The sequence below is a fragment of the Vibrio sp. 10N.222.46.A1 genome (assembly GCF_041473595.1).
Lineage (GTDB): Bacteria > Pseudomonadota > Gammaproteobacteria > Enterobacterales > Vibrionaceae > Vibrio > Vibrio tasmaniensis_A.
Map to the genome: position 1 here is coordinate 1 of NZ_JBFRSN010000599.1, position 16,164 is coordinate 16,164.

Annotated in this window: 12 protein-coding genes and 1 pseudogene; 3 read left to right on the forward strand and 10 right to left on the reverse strand. The window is 44.4% G+C overall.

Annotated features, from left to right (window positions below; genetic code table 11):
* Positions 1-632: BCCT family transporter (locus tag AB4496_RS16730; protein ID WP_372131415.1), on the forward strand; the 632-nt coding region annotated here is incomplete at its 5' end.
* 297 nt (positions 633-929) lie between these two features.
* The gene (locus AB4496_RS16735; protein WP_017101414.1) at positions 930-2,813 is read left to right on the forward strand and encodes a methyl-accepting chemotaxis protein; all 1,884 of its coding nucleotides are present in this window, start codon (positions 930-932) and stop codon (positions 2,811-2,813) included.
* 136 nt (positions 2,814-2,949) lie between these two features.
* Here the strand turns inward: AB4496_RS16735 and AB4496_RS16740 are convergent, their stop codons facing one another.
* From AB4496_RS16740 to AB4496_RS16765, 6 genes are all read right to left on the reverse strand, one after another.
* A complete protein-coding gene (locus tag AB4496_RS16740) occupies positions 2,950-3,351 on the reverse strand; it encodes a SufE family protein (protein ID WP_102258314.1) in 402 nt (133 codons plus the stop codon).
* Positions 3,352-3,354: 3 nt separating this feature from the next.
* A complete protein-coding gene (locus AB4496_RS16745) occupies positions 3,355-4,587 on the reverse strand; it encodes a SufS family cysteine desulfurase (RefSeq protein WP_102258315.1) in 1,233 nt (410 codons plus the stop codon).
* Positions 4,580-5,836, reverse strand: coding sequence for a Fe-S cluster assembly protein SufD (gene sufD, locus AB4496_RS16750; RefSeq protein ID WP_240798327.1), 1,257 nt, complete (start codon positions 5,834-5,836; stop codon positions 4,580-4,582). The genes AB4496_RS16745 and sufD overlap by 8 nt, the downstream gene beginning before the upstream one ends.
* Positions 5,826-6,572, reverse strand: a complete 747-nt coding sequence (gene sufC / locus AB4496_RS16755; RefSeq protein WP_009847127.1) for a Fe-S cluster assembly ATPase SufC — start codon at positions 6,570-6,572, stop codon at positions 5,826-5,828. The genes sufD and sufC overlap by 11 nt, the downstream gene beginning before the upstream one ends.
* Before the next feature lies 1 nt (position 6,573).
* On the reverse strand, positions 6,574-8,070 hold the full coding sequence (gene sufB, locus AB4496_RS16760) for a Fe-S cluster assembly protein SufB (RefSeq protein ID WP_102258322.1): 1,497 nt from the start codon (positions 8,068-8,070) through the stop codon (positions 6,574-6,576).
* Positions 8,071-8,141: 71 nt separating this feature from the next.
* On the reverse strand, positions 8,142-8,510 hold the full coding sequence (locus tag AB4496_RS16765) for an iron-sulfur cluster assembly accessory protein (RefSeq protein WP_009847125.1): 369 nt from the start codon (positions 8,508-8,510) through the stop codon (positions 8,142-8,144).
* 185 nt (positions 8,511-8,695) lie between these two features.
* Here AB4496_RS16765 and nrdH point away from each other — a divergent pair, with 185 nt between their 5' ends.
* Complete coding sequence (nrdH, locus tag AB4496_RS16770; protein WP_009847124.1) at positions 8,696-8,917, forward strand: glutaredoxin-like protein NrdH; 222 nt, start codon at positions 8,696-8,698, stop codon at positions 8,915-8,917.
* A 13-nt stretch (positions 8,918-8,930) separates the two neighbouring features.
* On the opposite strand, the pseudogene rsmF reads toward nrdH, so the two are convergent.
* The 4 genes and pseudogenes from rsmF to AB4496_RS16790 form a co-directional block, all read right to left on the reverse strand.
* Positions 8,931-10,040 (reverse strand): annotated as a pseudogene (gene rsmF / locus AB4496_RS16775) (16S rRNA (cytosine(1407)-C(5))-methyltransferase RsmF); the annotation flags it as partial.
* 170 nt (positions 10,041-10,210) lie between these two features.
* The gene (locus tag AB4496_RS16780; protein ID WP_102257894.1) at positions 10,211-12,868 is read right to left on the reverse strand and encodes an MlaD family protein; all 2,658 of its coding nucleotides are present in this window, start codon (positions 12,866-12,868) and stop codon (positions 10,211-10,213) included.
* A complete protein-coding gene (locus AB4496_RS16785) occupies positions 12,855-14,156 on the reverse strand; it encodes a paraquat-inducible protein A (RefSeq protein ID WP_102257893.1) in 1,302 nt (433 codons plus the stop codon). The genes AB4496_RS16780 and AB4496_RS16785 overlap by 14 nt, the downstream gene beginning before the upstream one ends.
* Before the next feature lie 78 nt (positions 14,157-14,234).
* A complete protein-coding gene (locus AB4496_RS16790; protein ID WP_372131417.1) occupies positions 14,235-15,974 on the reverse strand; it encodes an ABC transporter ATP-binding protein in 1,740 nt (579 codons plus the stop codon).
* Positions 15,975-16,164: the final 190 nt, after the last annotated feature.

A 16,164-nucleotide genomic window follows, 5' to 3' on the forward strand; every position in this document is an offset into this window, starting at 1 on the left:
CATACATCGAGAACATCATTCCGTTGAGCAACCCTCACGGTCGTGAAGATGAAGCTTGGTTACATGGTTGGACTGTATTCTACTGGGCCTGGTGGATCTCATGGTCTCCATTTGTCGGTATGTTTATCGCGCGTGTTTCTAAAGGTCGTACTGTTCGTGAGTTCATTACAGCGGTACTGATTGTTCCAACGACAGTGACTATCATTTGGATGTCAGTGTTTGGTGGTATGGCAATTGATCAAATCGTGAATAAGGTTGGTACCCTAGGTCAAAATGGCTTAACTGATGTATCACTGGCAATGTTCCAAATGTTTGATGTATTGCCGTTTGGTACTCTGCTTTCAATCATTGCGGTTGTATTGGTTCTCGTATTCTTTATTACATCGTCTGACTCGGGCTCTTTAGTCATCGACAGTATTACCGCTGGTGGTAAAGTTGATACGCCAGTGCCTCAACGCGTATTCTGGGCGTTCCTTGAAGGTGCGATTGCAGTAGCTCTATTGTGGGTTGGCGGTACTGAAGCCGTTCAAGCTCTGCAAGCGGGTGCAATCTCAACAGCATTGCCATTCACCATCATTCTATTGTTGATGTGTGTGAGCCTACTAATGGGTATGCGAACAGAGAAAAGATAGACTACGTACTATTCGATTTTTCATCTTTTTGATGTCGAATACAAAGTAAAACAAAAGGCAGAAGAGGAAACTCTCCTGCCTTTTTTTATCCATTTTACAGCCTGTAAAACTGTATATATCGTAGAAATCGTCGTTGAAATGGCGCCTTGAATTTGGCGAAAAGTCAAGTAATTGGCGAAAGCTAAGTTTTTGGTTTTATTGCAAATATAATGTGATGTAAAACTGTGAAATAGCTCGAATCGTTTGCTTAAATTGGGTAGTATTCGCTAGATTATCCACTACTCGTGAAACTTTGACATGAAACTAACACTTAAGCAGAAGTTAATAGGTGCTAGCCTATCTGCTGTTGTCGTTATGGCAACAGCGTTAACTTGGTTATCAGCAAACCAATTATTTGAACAGACTCGTAACGGCGTATACCTGCGAGCTGAAAGCGTATCAGAAGCAGCATCTGAAGGTATTAAAAACTGGATTGATATCCGCACCGATATCGCATCAGCATTTAATGACTTTTCACGAGAGGATGATGTTGTTCCTTTCCTTAAGCAAGCTCGTGTAGCGGGTGGCTTTGACGATATCTTTTTAGGTACTCCAGAAGGCGGAATGTACCGTTCACATCCTGAACGTAATCGCGCCGGTTACGATCCTCGTCAACGCCCTTGGTACCAGGAAGCAAACGCAGCCGGTAAGCAAATTATTACAACCGCTTATCAAGATGCGATTACCCAAGCGCTTCTAGTTACGATTGCTGAACCTGTTCGTCATAACGGTAAGCTTGTTGGTGTTGTTGGTGCGGATGTACTTATTGATCAACTAGTCAACGATGTTATCAGCTTAGATGTTGGTGACAACGCTTACGCAATGCTCATTGATGCCTCTGACGGCACATTCCTAGCACACCCAGACTCAGCACTGAGCCTTAAGCCTGTAAGCCAGCTTTCAAACGACATTTCTATGCCTATCATCGAAAACGCAGTGCGTACGGGTAGCATCGAGATCATCAAAGAGCGCGGTGCTGAGAAGCTTCTTTACTTCACTAATGTGCCTAATACGAACTGGATTTTTGCAGTTCAGATGGACAAAGCAACAGAAGAAGCGAATCACTCAACACTACTTACTCAGTTGATCACAACGGCGGTCATTATTACGTTAATCGTAATCGTATTAGTGTCCTGGTTAGTGAGCTTCCTATTCCGTGATTTGAACCGTGTTTCAGCGGCACTTGAAGAAATTGCTTCAGGTGAGGGCGACCTTACACAACGTCTTGAGCCTAAGAGCGATGACGAAATTGGTAAGCTTGCTGAAAACTTCAACCGTTTTGTAGGCAACATGCACACCATGGTGATCAAGCTAAGCGAAGTATCTGCTGCGCTAGGTAACCAAGCACGTCAAACGGCTTCTCAAGCTGAAGAGCGTAGTGCTCGCATTCAGATGCAACAAGACGAAATCAATATGGTAGCAACAGCCGTGAACGAAATGGCTGCAGCAACACAAGAGATTGCGGGTAATGCTGATCAAACTGCACAGAATTCATCTGAAGCTGTTGGCGCGTGTGAGCACGGTACGGGTCAAGTTACACAGACTCAAAGCTCAATCCAAAACCTTGCACAAGAAGTTCAAGTTGCAACGAACGTGATTCTTGAGCTTGAAGAGCACGGCAATAGCATCAACGCTATCTTGTCCAATATCCAAGGCATTGCTGAACAAACTAACTTACTTGCACTTAACGCAGCGATTGAAGCTGCCCGTGCTGGCGAACAAGGTCGCGGTTTTGCGGTTGTTGCTGATGAAGTGAGAGTTTTGAGCCAACGTACACACGGTTCAACTCAAGAAATTCAACAAACGATTGAATTACTGCAAGGTACAACGGGCAAAGCGGTAAGTATCATGAACGATAGCCGAACGCTTGCTGAAACCAGTGTTGATGACTCAAACTCAGCGGCCGCTAGCTTAACGCAAATTCATGCTGCTGTTGAACGTATCAGTGATATGGCGACTCAAATCGCTTCTGCTGCAGAAGAGCAAGCGTCAGTAACGTCTGAGATTACTCGTAACACTGAAGGAATCCGTGACGTATCTAACGAGCTAGCAGGTGAAGCGCACCAAGCTGCAGAACAAGCTGCTCAGCTTTCTGAACTGTCTAATGAACTAGAAAATGAAATCAGCCGTTTTAAGCTGTAATTATAGATAGATAGATAGATAGATAGATAGATAGATAGAACGAAGCCCCAACTTAGGTTGGGGCTTTTTTATGTTCGCTTTTTAGAAGAAGCAAAATGTCGTGATCTAATCATGCTGGGCTATTGTTTATTGAAGGTTAAACAGCCCGAGCGTGACACCGAATATGTTTTATTATGGCTTCTAAACCTTGACTCCGACTGGCGCTAAGCTGAGATTTTAAATCTAACTGGCGGAACCAGTCTTTAATATCGAATTCTAGAACGCTCGCGGGTTGTTGGTTGTTATAGGCGATCAACACCAACGCCAGCAAACCTTTAACTAATGAAGAATCGCTGGTCGCTTGTATCGACATTTTATTCTGTTGACCGATGTAAAGATCTAGCCATACGTTACTTTGGCAGCCTGCGATAAGATGTGTTTTATTCATCTTTTCCATAGGGAAGGGCTCTAACCGGTCTCCCAATTCTATCAAATACATATAACGTTCTTCCCAATCAACGCATCGCTCGAAGTTTCTCTGGAGCTTTTCAGGGGACATAAATTACCTTAATAGTTGGTGGATTCGTTTTAGTGACTGGCACAAGGCGTCTATGTCTTTGGGCCTTGTATACATGCCAATCGATGCGCGACACAGCGAGTTTTGACCGAGTCGTTTTAAAAGGGGCATTGCGCAGAGATGCCCGGTACGAATCGCAATACCATACCTATCTAAGAATGAACCGACATCAAAAGAGTGTTGGTTTTTCATATTAAAGGCCAAAACGCCGGTGCGGTTATCATCGTCGCCATAGAGCTCTATTGCTGGTACCTGTCTAATGCTCTCCACCAAATAATTCATTATATTTTTTTCATAGCCAGAGATCTCTTTGAAGCCGATAGCTTCAATGTAGTCTAGAGCGGCGCCTAAACCTAAAATGCCGGCAATATTCGGAGTACCTGCTTCGAACTTCCATGGCGCTTGGCCAAACGAGGTTCCCAAAGGCAGGGTCACTTGATCGATCATGGCTCCGCCGCCTTCCCATGGCACCATGTTGTCGAGGTGTGTTTTTTTTGCATAAAGCACGCCGATGCCTGTCGGGCCATACAATTTGTGCCCAGAGAAGGCGTAGAAATCACAATCGAGGTCCGTCACATTGACTTCATCGTGCATGACAGCTTGAGCACCGTCGACTAACACGGGGACTTTTGCTTTATGTGCTGCTTTGACTATCGTTTTAATTGGGTTTACGCGGCCTAGAACATTCGATACGTGGCTAATTGCCAGCAGTTTTGTCTTTGTATTCATTAACGACACAAGGTCGTTGAGATTCAAATAGCCATTTTTTGCCATTGGCCAAACACGAATGTTGACATTATAAATTTCAGAAAGCATCTGCCAAGGAACAAGGTTGGCGTGATGCTCCATTTCCGTCACGATGATTTCGTCACCCGCTTTTAACCTAGGGCGCAAATAGCTATTCGCAACGAGATTGATGGCCTCTGTCGTCCCTTTGGTGAACACAATACTTTCTCGGGATTTAGCTGAAATGAACTGAGCAAGTTTTTCTCTTACTTGTTCCATTTCTTCGGTTGCTTTAGAGCTTAGGTAATGGACACCGCGATGAACACTCGCATAATCATGTTGATAAAACTGAGTCATGCGGTCGATAACGATTTGAGGGGTTTGGGCCGTTGCAGCACTGTCTAAATAGACCAAAGGCTTGTCGTAAACTTGAGTTCTTAGAGCTGGGAAGTCGTTAAACCAAGGGCTTGTCTTTTCGCTCGAATCAATCATTAGGACATCCTTTATTGAGTGACGCATTGATTTTATCTATCGCAGATTGTCTTAGGGCGGGGTGTTTAATTCTCTCGGTAACGCCAATGACAAACGCAGAGGTAATCATGTGCTCGGCTCGTTCTTTTGGGATACCTCTAGAGCGTAAGTAGTTGATTTGGTTTGGGTCGATTTGCCCTGTTGTTGCACCATGGCTGCATTTGACATCATCGGCATAAATCTCTAATTGAGGTTTAGAGTTTACTTGGGCTTCATCGCCTAAAATCAGACTGTGGGTGTCCATTTGCCCGTCTGTTTTTTGCGCGGTAGGGTCAACATAGATCATGCCGTCGAAAACAGACTTAGATTGGTTTCGAGCGATGGTTTTATGATTTTGTTCACTTTGGCAGTGGGGAGAGTTGTGTTTCAAATAGGTGCGAGTATCAAAAACTGCCTCACCTTGAGGTAGGGAAATACTGTCCATAGCGACAAAACCTTGTTCGCCAGTCAGTTCTGAACTTACTTGATGTCGTATCAATTGGCCGGAGTAGAGCAAGCAACAAGAGTAGGCGCTAGCATGCGCATTAATCACCAAATCGTTATGACCGAAGTGATGTTGACTTAAGGCCTCTTCGACAATTTTAGTGTGATGATAGTGAGCACCACAACCAACGTGTTGTGTTAAGCGAGATAATGTTACGCCTCTACCACTACCTTGTGAAACATGGTGTTCGATGACGGTGACTTCCGCATGATCTGCGACTTCAATATGGCTTCTGTAGCTTGATACATCACCTTGTTTTCCGGAATTGATATGCAGAAGATGAATAGGTTTCGATACCTGCGTATTCGCTTCGACCTCGATTAATATGCCACTTGAAGCGGTAGCATCAGTAATATAGGTAAAAGCGTCTGGCTTTATTGAACGAGATAGCTCATCGATTTCAATTGGAGAGAGCGCGCAGGTGGGAGTCACTCGAACTTTTGGAATCCAGTCGGAGTATCGAGCTAAAAAGAAGCCGTCGACGAAGACTAATCGATAAGCATCAATGTCTAAACTGAATTTGTTGTATGGCGTGTTAGCTGTCGACTGCTGTGGTGCGCTGCTTAGCTCTAGTTCGTTTAATCGGTCAAGAGGCGTGTATTTCCAGTCCTCATGTTGAGGGGACGGTAACTCAACCCCAAGCAATTTAGACCATTGTTTTTTTTGCCACTCATGCGGTCGAACAAGGGTTTCAAATGAATCAAGCAATGAATGTTTATTGTTCATCAATGATCCACCCATAGCCTTTCTCTTCTAATTCTTGAGCTAACGTGTGGTCACCAGATTTTACAATCTTTCCTTGGTACAACACGTGCACGAAATCTGGTTTGATGTAATTGAGGATACGTTGATAGTGCGTGACCAAAATGAAAGCTCGTTGCTCATTCTGCAGCGCGTTTACACCTTCAGAGACGGCTTTAAGGGCATCAATATCTAGACCTGAGTCGGTCTCGTCTAGTATACAAAGATCAGGTGAGAGCACCGCCATTTGTAGAATGTCATTGCGCTTTTTCTCTCCACCAGAGAATCCCTCATTGACAGAGCGTTGGAGTAAATTTGCCGGCATCTTCAACAATTGCGCTTTTTCTTCCAATAGATCTTCAAAGTCAAAACGATCGATTGGTTCTAAGCCTCGATATTCACGAACCTCGTTGAGAGCTGTATTTAGAAAGAGTTTGTTACTGACACCTGGAATTTCGACAGGGTACTGAAAGGCTAAAAATACCCCTTCACCGGCTCTTTCCTCTGGATCTAGCTCTGTAAGATCTTGACCTTTGAAAACAATCTCACCACTGACGACCTCGTAATCATCCTTGCCTGCCAGTGTGGCGGATAGGGTACTTTTTCCCGACCCATTCGGTCCCATAATTGCGTGAACTTCACCAGGTTTAACAGTTAGGTTAATACCTTTTAGGATAGTATTTTCTTCAACGCTGACATGTAAATTTTTAATTTCTAACATTTTATCCCACACTATGCTCGAGGCTGATTGATAGAAGTTTCTGCGCTTCAACAGCGAATTCGAGTGGTAATTCTGAAAATACGTCTTTACAAAAACCATTGACGATCATGGATATGGCGTTGTCTTCACTGATCCCTCTTTGGGTGCAGTAAAACAGTTGATCTTGGCCAATTCGAGAGGTCGTCGCTTCGTGTTCAACGTGAGCCGACGGGTTTTTGACTTCGATATAAGGAAAAGTGTGAGCCCCACATTCAGCGCCGATTAACATTGAATCGCACTGAGTGAAGTTTCTCGCACCTTCTGCGTTAGGGGTGACTTTAACCAGCCCTCGGTAACTGTTCTGGCTTTTGCCTGCTGAAATCCCTTTTGAAATGATGGTAGAGCGAGAGTGTTTTCCTATATGAACCATCTTGGTGCCGGTATCGGCCTGTTGAACGCCATTTGTTAGAGCGACGGAGAAAAACTCACCAACAGAGTAGTCTCCTTTGAGAATTACGCTTGGGTACTTCCACGTTATCGCTGAACCTGTTTCTGATTGAGTCCAAGACATTTTGCTGTACTCGCCTTCGCAAACCGCACGTTTGGTTACAAAGTTGAGTATGCCGCCTTGTGAATCCTCTGCTCCTGAGAACCAGTTTTGCACTGTGGAATATTTAACTTCAGCACGCTTGTGAATGACGACTTCTACGACGGCGGCGTGAAGCTGATAGGTATCTCTCATCGGGGCAGAGCAACCTTCAATGTAGCTGACGTATGAGTCCTCATCAGCCACTAAAATTGTTCTTTCAAACTGGCCTGTTTTTGCTTGGTTTATTCGAAAGTAGGTAGAGAGTTCTCTTGGGCATCTCACACCTTTCGGGATGTAAACAAAAGTGCCGTCAGAGGCAACAGAGGCATTCAAAGCCGCAAAGAAGTTATCTTCAGGTGGAACAACGGTGCCTAAGTATTGCTGCACAAGTTCAGGGTATTCTTGGATAGCTTCGCTGAATGAACAGAAGATGATCCCGAGTTCTTTCAGTTCGTTTTGATAGGTAGTGGTGACGGAAACTGAATCGAAGATTGCATCGACAGCAATTTCTGAACCTTCTCTAACTGGAATCCCCAGTGTTTCAAAGGCTGTCTCGACTTCTTCGGTTAAAAATTCATTCGAGCCATCACCACTATCTTTATCACAACTATCTTTGTCGCAGCTAGAACAACTTGGCGCGGAGTAGTAACTGTAATCTTGGTAATTTAGGTCTGGATAATCGGCTTTTAACCAATGCGGTTCCTCCATCGTTCGCCATTTACGGAATGCTTTGAGACGAAACTCCAACATCCATTCGGGTTCGTTACGTTTTTTGGAGATTGCTCGAACGACTTGTTCGTTGATTCCCTTCGACAAAGTATCTGAAGATAACTCAGTGTAGAAACCTTCACGATAGTGACTGCTGTGCAGTAACTCTGTAACTTCAGGCTGCGTGTCAATTTCAGGTCGCGTTTCAGCGTCTGGTCGCATTTCAATTTTTGTTTGCGTTTCAACGTCAAGTAGCGTTTTAGCTTCAGACTGCGTTTCTAATGCGCACATGGTTAAACTCCAAAACTCTCGCCACATCCACAAAGGTTCTTCACTTTGGGATTATTGTATACAAAATTACTGTTTAAACCCTGACGCACAAAGTCGATCTCTGTGCCATCGATCATAGGTAGGGCTTTGAGTGCAATATAGAAAATGACGTCATGTGATTCGTACTTGATGTCGTCATCGGATGGCGAATCGATCAGTGCTACTTCATATGCAAACCCTGTACAGCCAGAGGACTTAACCGTGAGGTGGAAGTGCTTTTGTCCATGTGATAACTGGGAAATTCTGTTTGCGGCACTTTCACTTAACGTGACGCCTTGCCACTCCATATCATGTATGGATATGTCATTAGAACCGGAACTCGAAATACTCACCTTACTGCTCCATATTTGACTGGTGACAATAGATGATATTGATTATCATTTGCATATCAACCATGTATTGTCTATGGTCTTTAGGTCGAGGATCAATATGTTGACAAAACATAAATCCCAAATACTATATGTGCCAATATATATTAATAATGATTATCATTAAGATTTGGTTGAGGTTGTATAATATGGATGTCATCGTTTATTCCAAGCCACAGTGTGTGCAATGCACAGCAACGGTTAAGGCGTTACAGAGCAAAGGTATTGAGCATACAGTTGTTGATTTAACGTGCGACGAAATCGCAATGGAAAGGGTTCAATCAATGGGTTATCGACAAGCTCCCGTGGTTGTCGCCAATGACCGCCATTGGTCCGGTTTTAGACCTGACATGATCAGCGCGTTGGGTTAATGATTGTTTATTACTCTAGCGCTTCCGGGAATAGCCAAACGTCTTTGTCACGAATCCAAACTTGAGTATCACTTGGTAGTTCGATATCGAGTGCGCCCAGCAGATGTTCAGCGACTTCTTGTTGAGCTTTCTTTGACGCTTTTTCAAATGGGAATTTGCCCAGACGTTTTTTCACTTCTGGTGGTGTCACAGACGCTAGTTTACGGATGCGTGCAACGAAGAAACCTTCTGAATCATACACTTGTGGAAAAATGTGTAGAAAGCCTTCTTCTGTCGTGGTTGCTTTAGCATTGTCGAATAGTGATTCAAGAGATTCGAACACTACCGCATCACCAAAGGTCTCTTTTAGATGGTGACACACTTGTTGGTTCTCTTCCGTGCTTAACGTACAGGTTGAGTAAACCAGCACGCCGTTAGGTTTGAGAGCATGAAAAGCACTTTCGATCAGATCTTTTTGAGTGTCAGCAATATCGACTACAGATTGATACGTCCAGTTCTTCATCGCATCAGCGTCTTTGCGAATCGTACCTTCACCAGAGCAGGGCGCGTCTAGCAACACAGCATCAAACTGTTCTGGTAACCAACCACCGAAAACTCGACCGTCAAAGTTACTTAGAGCGGCATTACGAACACCACAACGTTCGATGTTAGCGTGAAGGACTTTCACACGGCTTGCTGCGTATTCATTGGCAATCAATACGCCGTGATTATTCATTAGCGCCGCGATTTGCGTTGTTTTAGAACCGGGTGCAGCCGCAGTGTCTAATACGGCTTGGTAGTCAGCCCCACCTTGGAAAAGTGCTGACGGTGGCATCATAGAACTGGCTTCTTGGATATAGAAAAGGCCAGACATGTGTTCTGCCGTATTACCTAGTGGCGCTTCACTTTCATCAGCTGTAATCCAAAACCCCGTTTCGCACCAAGGTACAGGTTCCAGTTCCCAGCCTTTGTCTTTTGCTCGTACTAAGAAGTCCTCAACACTGATTTTCAATGTGTTGACTCGAATACTTTTACGAAGTGGTTTTTGGCATGACGCGACAAAAGAAGCTATATCTAGATGACTAGGCATGATTGATTCGATGTGCGTTAGGAATTCTTCAGGAATATATACGTTAGCGTGCAAAAGAGTGTCTCGATTTATTGCATTGATGCGGGGGAGTTTAAAGCAAAATGAGGCCGTCCTAAACCATATTTATAGCAAACAACAAAAATGCAGCCGAATGGCTGCATTTTGATGATGAATTATTCTTTGTTAAGCGGTATTAATTTGCATGGAGCTTCTGAGGGTTCACTTTATGGGCGAGGAATTGCGGTTCTCCATGATTTCCACTCATCTTCGGCTTTAGGATAGAGATAGAAAGACTGATCTTCGTTTGCCACTGGCTGAAGTTCATTGGTCGGTGGCGTTGAGAATGTAATACCACCTCTTAACAAGCTGTCTACCGTTCCAGCTTTGATGTTTGCGCCAGAGAGACCGATAGAGACATCGACACCAGATACGTTCCAGAACACGGTGTTTGCGCGGATCAGATACGCGTAGTCAGGTTCGATTTGAATCGTAGAGATGATTCGGTCAGCAAACTCGCCTAACTGAACATCAATAACACTGCCGATTTCTAGCTCACGGAATAGGATAGGTGTGCCTTCAGATATCGAGCCTCGCGTTTCGCTTTGTAGCTGGAATATCTTGCCTTCAGGCTGTACTGGCCCCTTGCTAAGCTTAAATTTCGTATTTCTGTCACCATTGCCCGGGTCTACGTTGATGTGCTTAGAGAGCAGTGCAGAGACGTTTTTGATGCCATTAAGGCCGATTTCAGGTTCTGCTAACCAGAAGTGACTCTTCGCAACGGCAATCTTGTCTACGTACTCAGGTAAAATACGCGCAGTAATTTCAATACCGCCTTTATTGAAGTTAGGAATCACCAAGGTAACCTCACCGACGGTGACGCCTTGATATTTGATCGCCATGCCTTTGCTGACTTCTTGATCGCCAGAAGAGGTAATCGTAATCGCACGACCAAATTTTCGCGCGGATTTCGAATCTTTATAAAGTTTCCACACATCACCGAGTTTGTTGTCTATTCCCGGAAGAGAGTCAAAAGCAATACCGCCTTGAATAAGCGTTTTAACGGGGGCTGCTTTAATACTGATACCCGATAGCGACGCATCAATCTCAACGCCTGAGCGGTTCCAGAAAACAGTATGTTCATTGAGTAAGTGTGTGTAACGATTTTCGATCGTGACTTTGATTCTCACGCCACCATCGACAAGCTGAAAATCAGAAATGCTACCCACTTGTAGGTTGCGGTAGAGTAGTGGGCTTCCTTTAGAAATTGAAGGTAGCTCGCTCGCAAACAACGAAAGCGTCTTTGAGCCAGACTGATTAAACTTGGCGATTTCTGCTAACGATTTGCTTTGGAAAAGCTGATAGTCAGTTCGTGCTTTCGACTGACCTTCGCTAACAAAGCTTATTGAGCCAGTAAGAAGTTGTTTTGCTGGTGGGACCGTAACACTCAAGCCTGATTCGGTTAGCTCTGCAGTCGCACTGCCTGTCACAAAGAAACGGTTATGGCTTTTGATTAGGTGAGCATATTCGTTATCGACAAGCGCATCCATAAACACTTCGTGCTTATCAGAGCCAGTTCCCACACCATCGACTAAACCCACTTGGATGATAGAGCCAACAGCAATGCCTTTGTAGAGTAACTGTGTACCGACATCCAACCCGAATGAATTGTTTGACGTTAAGCGAATCGCAACGGATTTTTCTTGTTCCTGACTGAACTCATTTTTGCGAATCGCAGTAAATCGACGCGCTTTTTCACCCTCACCTGGAACCAAGGTTAGAAAATTCCCCGTGACTAAGTTGGCAATATTTTTCATTCCAGTAAGTGATAGTTCAGCTTCCTCTAAAACGAATTGACTGCCGCTATTTAAAAAGTCACTGAATGCCGGTTGGATTGCAGCCGATGCAACGACGTTTTCACGCCCTTCGCTTAAAGATAGGTCAGTGATTTGACCGATTTCGATGCCTCGATACATGATCGGAGCGCCCGTTGCACTGATCTTGTTGTCGTCGGGTACGGCTATCTTGATCGAGATACCACGACCGGCTGTTTTCAAATCTGGGTAAAGTTTGAATTTGGTGTTCATCTCTACGGGTTGACCCTCTCCCGGAGAGTCGACCGCAATTGAACCGCCAAGCAGAGCACTGAGGCTTTCTAAGCGTACGTCGACACCAGAAAATCCAATACTGGCACCTAAGCCACTGACATTCCAAAAACGGCTTTGGTCGGTAATGATATGGCTGTATTCATCTTTAATCGCCGCTTGAATCGTCACGGATTTTGCGTTGTCGTTTAGCTGGTAGTTGTAAACTTCACCAATTGGAATTTTACGATAAACGATTTGAGAGCCAACAGATACCCCCCCCAGGTCTTTGGTCGTCAATGAAATATTCAGGCCTTCCGAAGCCAATAAGTCAGAAGGGGATGATTCTAAGGCTTGGAAAACGGTTTCTGGTTCTTGCTTGGTTTCGCTAGGATGGATAGCGATATAGTTACCTGAAACAAGCGCATCTAACCCTGAGATACCAGATAAACTTGCCGTTGGTTTTACGAGCCAGAAACGCGTGCCTTTTGAGAGTAGCTTTTTCGCTTCTGGGTAGATGTCAGCATCGACATAGATGCTCGATAAATCTTTGGACAAGGTAATGTCGCGCACCATACCCACCTCTAAGCCTTGGTAGCGAATTGTCGTTCGACCTGCGACTAAACCTGCGGCATCTGAGAAATATATCTGCACACGTTGTCCTGCATCGTGTATCGATTTCATGACCAACCAACCCGCTAATGCGACGGTTAGTATCGGCAGGATCCACAAAGGGGAAATACCTTTGTTTTTCCTGACTTCTGGTGAATATGACGTTTGTGATTGGTTATCGTTGTTCATTCACTGACTCATCTTTAGAGGTGTAGTTATCCCAAATTAGCCTAGGATCTAAGCTTTCCGCCGCCAGCATCGTGAGAACAACCACGACGCCAAAAGCGACTGCACCATAACCTGGTGTAAAGTTTAAAATTTGTCCACGGTCGACCAAGGTCATCATGATCGAAATAACGAACAGATCCATTACCGACCACTTTCCCACCCATTTCACAATGAAATAGATGGTCATACGTTGTCTATGGTAAACCGCACGCTTCATTTTGATACAAATTAAGATATACGTTAGACCAAGTATTTTCGCGACAGGCACGACGATACTGGCAATAAAAATGATTGCTGCGATGCCATACATGTCGCTATTAATTAGCGAAGCGACACCGGAGATGATGGTGTCTTCTAGTCTTTGCCCGTTTGTTATCACGATAGAAATTGGAATGACGTTGGCCGGCACGATAGCCACTGAGGCGGCAAAAAGTAGAGCCCATGTCTTTTGTACAGAGTAGGGTTTGCGATGATATAAGTCATGGTGACAACGCACGCAAGTGTGCCCATCAGGCTGAGACAGGTGACAGTTATGACAGTGTACGTTCTTACTTTGATCGAAAGAGTAGTCAGACTCTTGAGCCCAAGCTTCCCAGTAGCGGCGCACACTGATTCGGCTTACCAGTAACACACTGAAAAGTTGCAGTAGAATCAGACCAACTAAACCAGGGCCGACGAAAATATCTGAGTAATCTTGTAATTTGAAGCACGAGATTGCCACGCTCACCAGAAACACATCCAACATCATCCAGTGCTTAAGTGTCTGAATGATAGCTAATGCATAACGAAATGGTGTGAAAATCTTAAAGCGCAATGATAAATGGGTGATGAGTACCGAGGTACAAACAAGTAACGGGGCGATCGAACTGCAGAATAAGATCAACAAGCCAAGTAGAGGGAAGCCTTCACCCATTAAAGTAAATACGCCAGATGGTAACGTCGCAGGTATCATGACACCAATCAGGCGAATACTGATGAATTCAAAAAAGTGTGAGGGGATGAACAGCAATAAGCAGGTAATAGCGATTGCAAGGTTTCCAGACAGGCTAGGGGTGCCACCTCTATAAAGCTGAGTACCGCATCTTGGGCAGTAAGCGGATTTCCCCAAAGGTATGTCCATTTTATCAACGGGAAGTTCGCAGCCCTGACAAAGACGTACAGAGCTACTATCGCACTGGTGCCGAGTCGATAACTGCTGCTTAGTTGATAAAGAGTTGGTTACGGATGGGGAGGTCACGCGACCTCCCAAGTTGAAACACTAATCAGACTTTTAACCTGATTTAAATGCCTAGAACAACACTGATTTAAATCTCTAGAACAATAAACATCAGGCGTGCGATTGCACACTGCCGTAGAGTGTTTGATATAATCCTTGTTGTTCAACCAATTCACCATGTGTTCCTGTCTGTGTAACTTGCCCATCTTCTAAAACATAGATTAGATCGGCCTGTTTCACCGCTGATAATCGATGAGCCACTATCAAAGTTGTGCGATCTTTCAAAAACTCGCTCAGCGCTTTATGCAGTGCTGACTCTGTTGCTGTATCGAGTGCTGATGTCGCTTCATCTAGAATAACAAACTTAGGATTGCTCAGCACCATTCGGGCTATCGCTAAGCGTTGTCGTTGCCCGCCAGACAGTCGAACGCCATTCCTACCAATTTGTGTATCTAAGCCATTACTCAGTTGCTTGATGACATCTTGCATTTGAGAGACTTCAAGTGCACGCCACAACGACATTTCATCGTATTCAGCACCAAGCGTCAGATTATGCCTTAATGTATCGTTAAAAAGTATAGGTTGTTGTAAAACAACGGCAATTTGACTGCGTATTACATCGAAGCTGATGTCGTCGGTGGTTTCGCCGTTATAACGAATGCATCCAGAATCCGCTTGATAAACACCAATCAGTAACTGGATTAACGTAGATTTACCACCACCACTCGCACCCACCAAAGCGACTTTCTTACCTGCTGGAATGTCAAAGCTGATGTCATCGAGAATCAGACGCTCTTCACCTGAATAGCTGAAGCTGAGGTTGCGAATAGAAAACGTTTTTCCCTTCAGAGATTCAACATCTAACTCAGTGAGCTTATCTTCATCAAGGTCTGGAACTTTGGCATTAAGAATGGTTTGTACACTTTGAATACCCACCATGCCACGCTGATAAATGGTCGCGATTCTGCCAAGCTGCATCAATGGCATAGCGAGCAAAACCGAGTAAGTCAGAAAGGCAGTAATCTCACCGAGGGTTAGCTCTTGTCTCATTAACATGTAGCCACCGAGCCCAAGAATGATGATTTTCATCAGGTCATTGGCGTAGTCGAGTACTGGCATAAAGAAGACTTGAATACGTGTAATTATAAGGCGGCATTCAAGTAATAACTGATTCAGCTTTTCAGTTTCAGCTTTCACCCAAGGTGACATCTGCTGGCTCTTAATCAAATCAATCCCAGACAGGTAACTCATTAGCTGAGCAGACAGGTTTTGCAGACGTTTCATGTGCTCTAAATGCAGCGTTTTCATACGCTTGAAGCCCACCCGAAAAATCACAAAAGCGATTGAGATAGGAATAATCGAATACAGTGTGAGTTCTGGCGATATACGCCACATATAAAGAGGTGTCAGCGATAACGCGAGTAACGCATTGAAGAACTGAAGAAACCCCACACCAAACATCAGTCGGATGCCGCTAAGGTCATTATTCATGATTGAAATTAGCCGACCAGATGCAAAACGTTCATGAAAGCTGCTCGGTAAGCGATTCAGCTTTTGTAGAAGTGTACTCTTTAGTGCGGCTTCTGTAATTCGCCCCGGATTAAGCGCATAGATACGAGACAGAATTCTCACCACCACCATGGCAACCGACATGCCGACCACGATCCAAACATAGGTTTGAAGCTGCTGATGGCCCGTTGTTGAAGCATCCTCAATAAGATCGATGGCAAGTTGGATATAACGAGGGATCTCTACCTGTAACCAGTTAACGAGAAAAATGAACACAATCGCCAGTAAGTACGAGGGGCGATTCATGCGCAAATAGTGGGCAACAAACTGTCTTTTATTCATAGTCTTCTTTGTTTAGGGCAGGCTCACCGAGTTTTGGTGATTTCGTAAAGCTAGAAACGAGCGTCACTTAAGTAAAGATACACCTAAAACACCGGATTGATAATATCACTCCATTCATTTTATACAGGTTATCTCAGGTCTCGATGTTAGAAAAATTCACAACAAAAGCGCCTAAAACAACGTTACCGCC

Coding starts and splice junctions, on each gene's coding strand:
- AB4496_RS16735 (WP_017101414.1), top strand. CDS start 930: ATGAAACTAACACTTAAGCAGAAGTTAATAGGTGCTAGCCTATCTGCT.
- AB4496_RS16740 (WP_102258314.1), bottom strand. CDS start 3,351: ATGTCCCCTGAAAAGCTCCAGAGAAACTTCGAGCGATGCGTTGATTGG.
- AB4496_RS16745 (WP_102258315.1), bottom strand. CDS start 4,587: ATGATTGATTCGAGCGAAAAGACAAGCCCTTGGTTTAACGACTTCCCA.
- sufD (WP_240798327.1), bottom strand. CDS start 5,836: ATGAACAATAAACATTCATTGCTTGATTCATTTGAAACCCTTGTTCGA.
- sufC (WP_009847127.1), bottom strand. CDS start 6,572: ATGTTAGAAATTAAAAATTTACATGTCAGCGTTGAAGAAAATACTATC.
- sufB (WP_102258322.1), bottom strand. CDS start 8,070: ATGCGACCAGACGCTGAAACGCGACCTGAAATTGACACGCAGCCTGAA.
- nrdH (WP_009847124.1), top strand. CDS start 8,696: ATGGATGTCATCGTTTATTCCAAGCCACAGTGTGTGCAATGCACAGCA.
- AB4496_RS16780 (WP_102257894.1), bottom strand. CDS start 12,868: ATGAACAACGATAACCAATCACAAACGTCATATTCACCAGAAGTCAGG.
- AB4496_RS16790 (WP_372131417.1), bottom strand. CDS start 15,974: ATGAATAAAAGACAGTTTGTTGCCCACTATTTGCGCATGAATCGCCCC.